Below are 10721 nucleotides of genomic sequence, written 5' to 3'. Positions count from 1 at the left end.
ACCCCATCCCTAAGCCGAAACCCAGAGACGAACTCGCTGGCTCGCCGGCGACGCCGCCGCCGTCGATGAGTGCGATATAGGCCCTGCCCCTCTCCGATGTCAACAGGGTTTTTCGGGACGATGACGATTGGATGAAATTATTTGCGCCCGCCCTCTCGCCGTCCGTGGCGGAACCGGGAGTCATACAAGCCCGCTGCCTCCCGCCCGCACCGTTGACAGATAGCCCGCAGGAACAGCAAATCCGACATGTCGGTTTCGAAGCGCGCCGGGTCTCCGGTGCGTCTCGTCCCGATTCCGACAACTTGTTCGCTATGACCCGCGGCGGACATCGAGGGGTTCGGTTTGCACAACGACGCGCGGAATCGGCTGCATTTCGGAGACGAGCCGGCGCTCGTCGCCGACCGCCGCCGCAAGCCCGACAAGCGGCAGGTCTCCGCTCGCTGGCTCGCCGGGACGCTGCTCACCGGCCTGACCTCCAGCGCCCTCATGGGCATCGCGCTCGCCGCCGCGCTCGACGGCCATCGTGACCTGTCCTCTCCCCAGCGCGTGCGTATCGCTGCCGGCGAGCCCGACAGCCTGTCTGACAAGGGCGAGCGTCTCGTCGCCGCCATGCTGCCGCAGGCGCGCAACCGCGAGACGATCGAACTCTCGACGATGACGAAGGACGGCGACCGCGAGGTGATCCGCACCCTGCCCTTCGGCTACGTCAACATGGCGCTCGCCGCCCGCAACACGGTCAGCGCCGACTATCCGCCCTTCAACGCCATGACCATGTTCGCCGATACCGCCGGCGCGGACGCCGATCCCGCCTCGGGCGCGGACGGCGCGCAGATCTACGGCGCGAAGGTCGAGAGCGAGATGAGCCTCAAGATGCTGCCGTTCACGCCGGCCGACCTGCCCGGCCCGGACGACGAGGCGTCGGACGCGGAAGCCGAAGCACTGGTGCGGGCGGCCTCGCCGACGCTCTCCGAAAAGCCGGTGCAGGTCGCCTCGGCGGAGCCCTTCGACGCCTCGCGCTTCGCGAGCGGCGGCGGGGGCGACGTCGCCGTCTACGAGCCGGGCTCGGCCTTCCGCATCGTGCCGGAGAACGTCTCCGTCGCGCCGCGTGAAACGCCGGCGGAAGCCTCGCGCTATGCCGAAGAGATCATCCCGTTCCGCGAAACCGTCTCGATCGGGAAGGCGCTCGCCGACAGCGGCTATACGGGAAGCGAGGCGGAAGGGGCAGCGGACGCGCTCGCCGAGCAGCTCGGAAGCGACGAGCTCGATGCCGGCGCCGTCCTTCGCGTCGGCAGCCAGTCGCGGGACGACGCCAAGCGGATCGTGCGGCTGTCGGCCTATCGCGGCACCACCCATGTCGCGACCGTCGCGGAAGCCGACAGCGGCGCCTTCACCGCCGCGGCCGAGCCCGGCGTCAGCGACGCCGTCGCGCAGGCCTTCGACGAGAACGCCACCGAAGCGCCGCTCCGCGCCGACATGCCGACCGCCTACGACGGGATCTATCAGGCGGCGCTCGCCTACGGCCTGAACGACCGCATGTGCCGGCAACTTCTCAAGATCCTCTCGCCCGACATCGACTTCCAGGCGAGGGTCGGTCCCGAGGACCGGCTCGTCGTGTTCTTCACCATGGACGAGGGCGAGGAGACCGCCAGCGACAACTCGCAGATCCTCTACGTGGAGGCGAGCTTCGGCGGCCAGTCGAAACGCTACTACCGCTTCCGCGCCGAGGGCGAGAACCGCTACGACTATTTCGATCGCGACGGCCGCAGCGCCAAGCAGTTCCTGCTCCGCACCCCGGTGCCGAACGGCCGCTTCACCTCGCCCTTCGGGGGGCGCGTCCATCCGATCCTCGGCTATGCCCGGCCGCACTGGGGCGTCGACTGGGCCGCGCCCGCCGGAACGCCGATCCTCGCCAGCGGCGACGGCGTCGTGGAATCGGCCGGCTGGACCAGCGGCTACGGCCGCCAAACCATCATCCGCCACGCCAACGGCTACGAGACGTCCTATTCCCACCAGAGCGCCATCGCCCGCGGCGTCCAGCCCGGCGCCGCGATCCGCCAGGGTCAGGTGATCGGCGCGGTCGGTTCGAGCGGCCTCTCCACCGGCAACCATCTCCACTACGAGGTGATCGTGAACGGCCAGAAGGTCGATCCGATGCGCATCAAGTTCCCGGCCGGCCACGTGCTGCAGGGCGAGGAACTCGACACGTTCCGCAAGGAGCGCGACCGGATCGACGAACTCCTGAAGGACCGGGCGGAAGCGCAGCGGGTCGCGCAGCGCTAAGCGCCGCGGGGCGGTTTTCCGGGCTCGCCCGCGGAGTCGGGCCGGTATCCTCCGCGACGAACAGGTCGCCGCTCTCCGACAGGCCGATATCCGCCCGCAATTGCGGCGAAAGCCGCATTGCCTCGCTGTCGCTTGCCGCGCGACCACGGCGCTGGCGACGCCCGGCGATCAGACCGGCGAAGCCGAGTATCCAACCGTTTTCGAGCAGGGTGTCCATGCGCGATCTCCTCTGATCGCCCGACCATGCGCCCTTTTCATTGATGACTGAAACGAGAAGATAAAATATATGCTTTGAGAAAATCTCGAAAAGAAATAGCCTGCGTCCGATGCTTCCGTCGTTGGAAATCGACCTCCTCCGAACCTTCCTCGCGATCGCGGAGAGCGGCAATTTCTCCCGCGCCGCGGAGCGCGTCCATCGCACGCCCTCGGCGGTGAGCCTGCAGGTCAAGCGGCTGGAGGAGGCGGTCGGGCGTCAGCTCTTCCGCCGCACGACGCGCGACGTCGCCTTGACGGAGGAAGGCGAGACGTTGGTCGGCTATTCTCGCCGCCTCCTGGCGCTCCACGACGAGGCCGCGGCGCGGATGGGTCTGCCGGAGGTCGAGGGCCGCATCCGCTTCGGCGCGCCGAACGATTCCGGCATCTACGCCATCCCGAAGATGCTCGGCCGCTTCGCCGGCACGCACCCGCATGTCGACGTCGAGGTGCGGCTGGATGCCAGCCGGAACCTGCGGAGCGCCTGCGACCGTGGCGACCTCGACCTCGCCATCTACACGAATTCGGCGGAGGCCAACGGCCGCAGCACCCGTATCCACGAGGAGGAACTCGTCTGGATCGGCCGCAAGCACGGCATCGCGAGCGAGCGCCGCCCGCTGCCGCTCGCAATCGCCGAGGCCGGCTGTTCGTGGCGCGACCGCGCTCTCGACGGCCTGGCGCGGGCCGGCATCGACTATCGCGTCGCCTATACGAGCGAGCATTGTCAGGGCCAGATCGCCGCGGTGGAAGCGGACCTCGCCGTCGCGCCCCTGCCGCTCAGCGTGGCGCGGCCACCCTTTGTCCGCCTCGGTTCCGAAGCCGGGCTGCCGGAGCTCGGACGCTACGACGTCTATATGCGCCTGCGGGAGAATGCCGGTCCCGCGGCTCGCGTCCTCGCCGGCCACGTCGCGGCGAGCTTCGCCGCCGTCGCCGGTCTCGGCGAGCGGCTGTTCGCCTGACCAGAACCGGCTGAAGCGTTACGCCGCCCTGAGAGTGCGCGGCGAAGCCTCGCGGGGTCGGCTGGCCGGGTCTTTCACCCGCGAGGTTCCGTCAGGCGCTCTTGGGCTTGATCGCGGACTGCGCGCGCCAGAGATCGATGCCGCCTTCGGTCGCGAAGCCGTCGATCTCGCGCAACTCCTCGTCCGTGAAGCCGAGCTTGCCGACGGCGTCGAGCGAATCGTCGAGCTGCTCCACCGTGCGCGCGCCGATCAGCGCCGAGGTGATGCGCTCGTCGCGCAGCACCCAGGCGATCGCCATCTGCGCCAGCGTCTGCCCGCGCCGCCTGGCGATGGCGTCGAGGCCGCGCAGCCGGGCGACGTTGTCCTCCGTCACCAGCGTGCGGGCGAAGGAGCCGTTCTTCGCCGCCCGCGAATCCGCCGGCAGGCCGTCGAGGTAGCGGTCGCTGAGCAGCCCCTGCGCCAGCGGCGAGAAGGCGATGCAGCCGACCCCGGTCTCGCCGAGCGCGTCGAGGAGGCCGTCCTCCACCCAGCGGTTCAGCATAGAATAGGACGGCTGGTGGATGACAAAGGGCGTCCGCATATCCTTCAGGAGTCGATACGCCTCGCGCGTCAGCTCGGCGGAATAGGACGAGACGCCGACATAGAGCGCCCGTCCGGACCGGACGATCTGGTCCAGCGCCCCCATCGTCTCCTCCAGCGGCGTGTCCGGGTCCGGGCGGTGGTGGTAGAAGATGTCGACATAGTCGAGCCCCATCCGCTTCAGGCTCTGGTCGAGGCTGGCGACGAGGTATTTTCGCGAGCCGAAATTGCCGTAGGGACCGGGCCACATATCGTAGCCGGCCTTGGTGGAAATCACGAGCTCGTCGCGGAAGGGCTGGAAGTCGAACTCCATCCAGCGGCCGAAATTCTCCTCCGCCGAGCCGTAGGGCGGGCCGTAGTTGTTCGCGAGGTCGAAATGCGTGACGCCGCGGTCGAAGGCGCGCCGCAGCATCGCCCGCCCCGTCTCGAACACGTCGGCGCCGCCGAAGTTCTGCCAGAGGCCGAGCGAGATCGCCGGAAGCTGCAGGCCGGAGCGCCCCGAGCGGCGATAGGGCATGCGGCCGTCGTAGCGGTTGTCGGCGGGAACGAAGGTCGGGGCAAGCGGCATCGGCGGCATTCCTGCGTGACGGTCAGCCGCGATCTAGCGCCGGTGCCGGAAAGGCCCAGCGCCTACTTGCAGTAGGTCGCGCCGTTCCGACGCGCCGCGATGTCGAGATGGAAGTGGGTCGCGTGGTCCGGATCGGTGCCGGGTCCGAGCACCGTCTTGAACGGCCCGCAGGCGCCGGCCCGGACGGCGTCGAGGAACTTCGCTTCCGGCGAGCCGGCGTCGCGCGCCGCGACGCCGATCGCCTCGCCCTTGTCGAAGCCGAACGAGCCGATGTCGATCGCGCTGCCGCGCGCGTGTTCGGAGATGCCGCTCTCGCTGGCCCGCGGCCGGCAGACATAGGTCGAGGCGTGCTGGAACTCGATCAGCTTACGATCCGGGAAGTTCGCCTTCGCCGCCGGCGCCACGCTGTCGGCCAGCCAGACGTCGAGCGCCAGCGCCGCGCGGCAGAGCATCTGCGTGTTCGGTCCGACCTTGATGCCCGTCGAGGAGCGCTCGAAATCGATCGGCCGGAGCACCCCGCACTCGCCCTCGCTGATCGAGGGCTTCACCGTGAACACCGCGCCGCGCCGCTTCAGCTCCGCCTCGCATTCGATGGCGTCCTCGATCGCGGCCGCGGCGACGACGCTTGTCGCCGGATCGATCACCGGCTGGCGGCTTTTCAGCTTGTCCGTCGAATTCGGCGCGTCCTCGGGCTTCGGCGGCTCCGCGCCGGCCTGTCCCTTCGCCGGAGCCTCGCCGGTCGGTGGCGGGGGCGGCGCGTCGGCCGGCCGCGCGTCCGGCACCGGCAACTCCTCCACCGGCTTCGCTTCGGCGGGAACCGCCGGCTGGACCGCATCCGGCTGGCCGGGCACCGGCGCGGTGGCGCCTGCCTCGCCTTCGGCCGCCGAGGATGGGCCGGCAGCCGGCACCGATGGAGCCGTTGCGCCTTCGCTCGGCTTCTTCGCCGCGTCATCGGCGGCGGAAGGAGCGTCCTTCGCCGCCTCGTCCTTCTTCTCCACCGCCTCGGGCGCCGCGGCATCCTTCGCCGGAGTTCCCGCCGCGTTCTCGCCACCGGCGGTCTCGGGACGCGGCGCGGGCGTCGGCACCGGCTCCGCCGCTGCACCTGTAGCCGCTGCCGCGGCCCCGACCGCTGCAGCAGCGCCCGCAGCACCTGCGGCCGCACCCGTACCGGCAACCGGCGGCGCGGCGGGCTTCGGCTTCGGCTTCGCCTGCTGCCGCGTGCGGCTGCGCGTCGGCTGCTTCGCCCGGTGCGGCGGGCCGAACACCCGGCGCATGAAGTTCTCCACCGGGTTCGAGCCGCGCTCGGCGGCAGGCGCCGGCTCGGCGAGGCCGAGCGGCAGGGCGAGCGCGAGCGCCAGCGCGACGCTCGCCGCGGGTCCGAACGTTCGTGCCATCAGCCCTTGAACTCGACCGTCGTCTTCTGCGGCTGGACGAGACGCGACAGCGCCTGCGCGTCCCAGTTGGTCAGGCGCACGCAGCCGTGGCTGTTGGTCTTGTCGATCTTCGAGGGCTCGGGCGTGCCATGGATGCCGTAGGTCGGCTTCGACAGGTCGATCCAGACATTGCCAACCGGCCCGTTCGGCCCGGCCGGCAGCGTCAGCTCCTTGCGGTTCTTGCCCTGCACGAAGTTCTTCGGGTCGTACTCGTATTTCGGGTTCTTCGCGCTGCCGTTCACCTTCATCTTGCCCGAGGGCGACGGCGTATCGGACGAGCCGATGGTCGCGGGATAGGCGACGATCAGCTTCTTGTCCTCGCCGTAGGCGAAGAGTTCGCCCCGGTCCTTGTCGACGACGATATGCGCGACCTTCATCGCGGGATCAGGATCCGGGCCCGGATCCGCGACGAGGATCGCGGTGCCGGCCTTGCCGAAGTCCACGTTCGGATTCATCGCCTTCAGGAGATCCTCGTCCATGTGGAAGCGCTCCGCGAACATCTCGGCGGCGTCGCGGTAGCAGGCGCAGTCGAGCTTCGCGAGCTTGGCGTAGTCCTCCGGCACCTCGCCGATGAACTCTTGGCGCAGGTCGTCGTCGCTGATCGTGTAGCGCATGACCGCCGGGGCGCCGTCCGCCGCCAGCGCCTGCCAGAACCCGGCGTCGATCGCGCCGCTGCCCTTCTCGCCCTTCAGGTCGGCGTAGGAGCGCACGGCCTTCGTCGTGTTGCCGCCGTCGCGCCCATCGACCACGCCCGGCGAGGCATGCGCCCGGTCGAGCAACACCTGGACGCGGACGAGGAACGGGTCCGGCGCGTCCTTGGCCTTCTCCGCGTCGTCGCCTTCGATCGTCGCGGCGACCGGATCGGGCTTCGCGGTCGCGTCGGCCGGCGCCGAGGCCGCCAGCTTCGCCGCCTCGTCCTTTGCCCGCAACCGCGCCTCGTAGCCGGCGAAGTCGGCCGTGTTGATCGCCTGTTCCGACAGGTCCGGCGGCGCGATGGCGGGCGGCGGGGTCGGCGCGTCCGGGCTCACCGCCGCCGGATCGCTCGGCGCCGGCGAGGCGGCGAGCGCCGAGGAGGAAAGGAGCGCGGCCGCGAGAACGGCGGTAACGAAACGGGGAAGCATCGGCGGCACGCCTCACTCGACGAAAGACTGCCGCAACAACGCCGCCGGGGCCGTTTCGGCTCCCGGCTACGCATCCCCAGATTTGGGGATGGCTATTCGAGGAATTCGACGGTGACGCCCGGCTTCACCATCCGTGCCAGTTCCCCGGCGTCGAAGTTGGTCAGCCGCACGCAGCCGTGGCTGTTGGTCTTGCCGATCTTCGAGGGCTCGGGCGTCCCATGGATGCCATAGGTCGGCTTCGACAGGGCGATCCAGATCGAACCGACCGGCCCGTTCGGACCCGGCGGGATATGGAGCACCGACGTGTTCTGCCCCTGCGTGAAGTTGATCTTCGGGTTGTAGGTGTACATCGGATCGAAGGCGATCCGCGCCACCTGCACCGTGCCGCTCGGGGACGGCGTGTCGCGCGAGCCGATGGTGGAGGGATAGGCGACGACGAGCGCGCCGGAAGCATCGTAGGCCCGCACCTGCTCGCGGCCCTTGTCGGCGACGATCCGCGCCACTTCCCCGCTCGCCGGCTCGCCGGTCGCGGCGACCTTCAGGATCGTGCCCGGCCGGTTGAAGTCGGCGCCGGGATTGATCTCCAGGAGATAATCCTCGTCCATGTGGAAACGCTCGGCCAGCATCTCCGAGACGCGGGCATAGGACATCGCGGGAAGCTTCGCCTTCTCGCTGTAGTCGTCCGGGATCGAGGCGACGTAGGGGCCGGCGGCGTCCTTGTCGGTGATCGTGTAGGACGCGATCGCGGGTCCCCCGGTCGCGTCGAGCTGTTCGGCCAGAGCCTGCACGTTCGCCGGGTCGATCCGCTCGCCGAACTTCTCCTCGTAGGCCGCCACCGCCTTGTCGACGTTGCCGCCCATGCGCCCGTCGATGACGCCGGGCGAGATGCCGGCGCGATCCATCAGGATCTGGAAGGCGGCGATCTGCGCCTTGGCGTTCGGCCCCTTCGGCCCCGCCACCTTCGGCGCGGGGCGCTTTTCCGGCATCGTCGTGTCGTTCGGCGCGACGATGGGCGCGCCGGCATCCGGCAACTGCCCGTCGAGCCCGTCGTTCAGCGGCGCGGGCGCGTCGGCCGGTTCCTCGGCGATGCCGCGATAGCCGCCGTCCACCGAGCCGGTGACGAAGCCGTCGAGATCGCCGCGGCGCATGGGGCGTTCCGCCATGCGCCCCCGCGGCCGCTCCACGGAGATGACGCGCCCGTAGCCGTCGACGGTCACGCGGCGGCCGAGATCGTCGATGAACGTTTCCGGCCGGCCGGCGCCCCGGTCGTCGTTGTCGTAGAACGGATCGTCGGCGGGCCCCTCGAGATACTGCGCCGCCGCGGCTCCCGCGCCGACGACGGCGAAAGCTGGAGCGCCGAGCAGCAGCGCCACCGATACGCGAAGCAACGAAGACCGTCTCATGGTCGCTCCAGACAGGGCCTTGCGGGCCGGCGCACGAGCCATCCCGCCCGCAAGATACGGGCGACGCATGGCGGGAAAAGCCGGCCGCATCATGGCTGCCGGACAGACATGCGAATTTATCGCCGGATGGTAAACAGAAGCTGACCGGACGGCGCCGTCCGCGCTTCAGATCACCGCGAGCGGCCGCTTCTCCTTCGGCGGCGGAAAGGCGGCGTCGAGTTCGTGCCGGTCGTTCAGCCCGAGCACGAGGTCGGCCGCCGCGGCGTTCTCGCGGACGTGGGTCGCCGAACCCGCCTTCGGGATCGCGATCACGTCGTCGCCGTCGACCAGGAAGGCGAGCGCGACCTGCGCGGGGCTGGCGCGATGATGCTGCGCGACGCGATGGAGCACCGGATGGTCGAGCAGCGCGCCGCCCTGTCCGACCGGCGAATAGGCCATCGCCGGCACGCCGCGCTCCGCCATCCAGGGCAGGAGATCGAATTCCGGCCCGCGCTCCTCGAGATTGTAGAGGATCTGGTTGGTGGCGCAGTCCTCGCCGCCCGGCAACGCGAACAGCTCCTCCATCTCCTCGGTGTCGAAGTTCGAGACGCCCCAGTTGCGGATCAGTCCGTCCTGCTTCAGGGCGGCGAGCGCCTCCACCGTCTCCCCGAGCGGCACCCCGCCCGGCCAATGGAGGAGGTAGAGGTCGAGGCGGTCGGTGCCGAGGCGCTTCAGCGAGGCCTCGCAGGCCCGGCGCGTGCCGGTGCGCGAGGCATGGTGCGGCGCGACCTTAGAGACGAGGAACACCTCGTCGCGGCGGCCGGCGATCGCCTCGCCGACGAGTTCCTCCGACCGGCCGTGCGCGTAGATCTCCGCCGTGTCGACCAGCGTCATCCCGAGGTCGATGCCGGCGCGCAGCGCCGCGATCTCCTCGTCCCGCGAGCCGCGGCTCTCCGCCATCATCCAGGTTCCCTGCCCCATCACCGGCACGGCCGAGCCGTCCGGCAGCGTCGCGGTCTTCATCGTCCCTGTCCTCCCGTTCGGGGTCGCGCCGGGGCAGGAACGGCGCCAGCGAGCGCGCGTTGCACCTCTCGACCAAACGAAACGGAGCGATGCCATGTCATCCACGCTCGGCGAACAGGCCATGACCCCGCACCAGCCGGCGGCCGACCATATCGAGGCGAGCCGCGTCAGCGGCACCACGGTCTACTCCACCGATGGCGACAAGCTCGGCACGATCGATGACATCGTGCTCGGCAAGCGCGACGGCCAGGTGAAATACGCGATCCTCGCCTCCGGCGGCTTCCTCGGCATCGGCGAAGATTACTACCCGCTGCCTTGGGCTGTGCTGAAATACGACGAGCGGCAGGGCGGCTACGTGATCGGCGTCACGATCGACCAGCTGAAGGGCGGCCCGAGCTACGCCCGCGAAGCCGCCCCCAGCTGGGGCGACCCGGCCTACGGCCGCGACATCGACGACTACTACGGCACGCGGGCGGTGTGAGCGTTCGGACGGCGGCCGAAGCGAAGAGGGGCAGCCTCGCGGCCGCCCCTCTTATTCGATCTCCGCGCGGATGCCGAGCCGGCCGGCCACCACCCCGAGGCGCTTGTCGCGCGTCCACAGCCTGCCACCTTCGACCAAAAGGGTCGACGCTAACAGGTGCACATCGACGTAGCCGATGCCAGTGCTGTGGAGCCGTTGCGTCTCGATCAGTTCGCGCACGATCCTTGTCGAGGCAGTCGGGGCAGGAAACACGCCTGCCAGCTTCCGAAATGCTGACCGCCGGTCGCGGAAATTGCCGAGCGCAAGCTCGCCAACCACAAAATCGTGCAACAACAACTGTTCCGATAGTTCGGCGAATGGCTCGATCGACGCCCTGCCACCGGCGCGGATGAAATCGATCCAAACCGATGTGTCGACGACGATCAATCGAAACGGCGACGCGGCGGGGCTACCAGATCGGGCTCGGTGCCAGCGAGCGTCATGAGTTCATTGAGGACACGGCGGTAGGCTTCCGCGTCCATAGGTTCGATCCTTCGCGGCGGATGACGTCGCCGAAACTCCTGCAGTGCGCGTCGATCGAACGCCTCCTCGTCAGCTTGTCCTGCATCGGGTTCCGCAGACTCTCCCGGCTTCTTGCTTGCAG

General features: G+C 69.5%; 9 protein-coding genes. 3 read left to right on the top strand and 6 right to left on the bottom strand.

The features are described from left to right. Positions 1 to 342 precede the first annotated feature (342 nt). The gene (locus F6X38_RS19715; RefSeq protein ID WP_150972744.1) at positions 343 to 2280 is read left to right on the top strand and encodes a peptidoglycan DD-metalloendopeptidase family protein; all 1938 of its coding nucleotides are present in this window, start codon (positions 343 to 345) and stop codon (positions 2278 to 2280) included. A 326-nt stretch (positions 2281 to 2606) separates the two neighbouring features. Beyond that, positions 2607 to 3491, top strand: coding sequence for a LysR substrate-binding domain-containing protein (locus F6X38_RS19710; RefSeq protein ID WP_150972742.1), 885 nt, complete (start codon positions 2607 to 2609; stop codon positions 3489 to 3491). A gap of 91 nt (positions 3492 to 3582) precedes the next feature. Here the strand turns inward: F6X38_RS19710 and mgrA are convergent, their stop codons facing one another. The 5 genes from mgrA to F6X38_RS19685 all read right to left on the bottom strand — a co-directional run bounded on the left by mgrA (position 3583) and on the right by F6X38_RS19685 (position 9597). Next, on the bottom strand, positions 3583 to 4638 hold the full coding sequence (gene mgrA, locus F6X38_RS19705; protein ID WP_150972740.1) for an L-glyceraldehyde 3-phosphate reductase: 1056 nt from the start codon (positions 4636 to 4638) through the stop codon (positions 3583 to 3585). 62 nt (positions 4639 to 4700) lie between these two features. Further along, on the bottom strand, positions 4701 to 6032 hold the full coding sequence (locus F6X38_RS19700) for an extensin-like domain-containing protein (protein WP_150972738.1): 1332 nt from the start codon (positions 6030 to 6032) through the stop codon (positions 4701 to 4703). Next, positions 6032 to 7192, bottom strand: a complete 1161-nt coding sequence (locus F6X38_RS19695; RefSeq protein ID WP_202618037.1) for a L,D-transpeptidase family protein — start codon at positions 7190 to 7192, stop codon at positions 6032 to 6034. Before F6X38_RS19695 ends, F6X38_RS19700 begins: the two co-directional genes overlap by 1 nt. A gap of 92 nt (positions 7193 to 7284) precedes the next feature. Then, positions 7285 to 8595, bottom strand: a complete 1311-nt coding sequence (locus F6X38_RS19690; RefSeq protein WP_150972736.1) for a L,D-transpeptidase — start codon at positions 8593 to 8595, stop codon at positions 7285 to 7287. A gap of 165 nt (positions 8596 to 8760) precedes the next feature. After that, the gene (locus F6X38_RS19685; protein WP_150972734.1) at positions 8761 to 9597 is read right to left on the bottom strand and encodes an aldo/keto reductase; all 837 of its coding nucleotides are present in this window, start codon (positions 9595 to 9597) and stop codon (positions 8761 to 8763) included. A gap of 94 nt (positions 9598 to 9691) precedes the next feature. On the opposite strand from F6X38_RS19685, the gene F6X38_RS19680 reads away from it, so the two are divergent. Beyond that, positions 9692 to 10078 carry a PRC-barrel domain-containing protein gene (locus F6X38_RS19680; protein ID WP_246191454.1) on the top strand — a complete coding sequence of 129 codons (387 nt, stop codon included), beginning with the start codon at positions 9692 to 9694 and terminating at the stop codon, positions 10076 to 10078. 51 nt (positions 10079 to 10129) lie between these two features. Here the strand turns inward: F6X38_RS19680 and F6X38_RS19675 are convergent, their stop codons facing one another. Then, positions 10130 to 10504, bottom strand: a complete 375-nt coding sequence (locus tag F6X38_RS19675; RefSeq protein WP_150972732.1) for a type II toxin-antitoxin system VapC family toxin — start codon at positions 10502 to 10504, stop codon at positions 10130 to 10132. Positions 10505 to 10721: the final 217 nt, after the last annotated feature.

The sequence above is a fragment of the Plantimonas leprariae genome (assembly GCF_008802405.1).
Lineage (GTDB): Bacteria > Pseudomonadota > Alphaproteobacteria > Rhizobiales > Rhizobiaceae > Plantimonas > Plantimonas leprariae.
The sequence above is the reverse complement of the archived record's forward strand: the minus strand, read 5'-3'. Positions and strand labels throughout refer to the sequence as shown.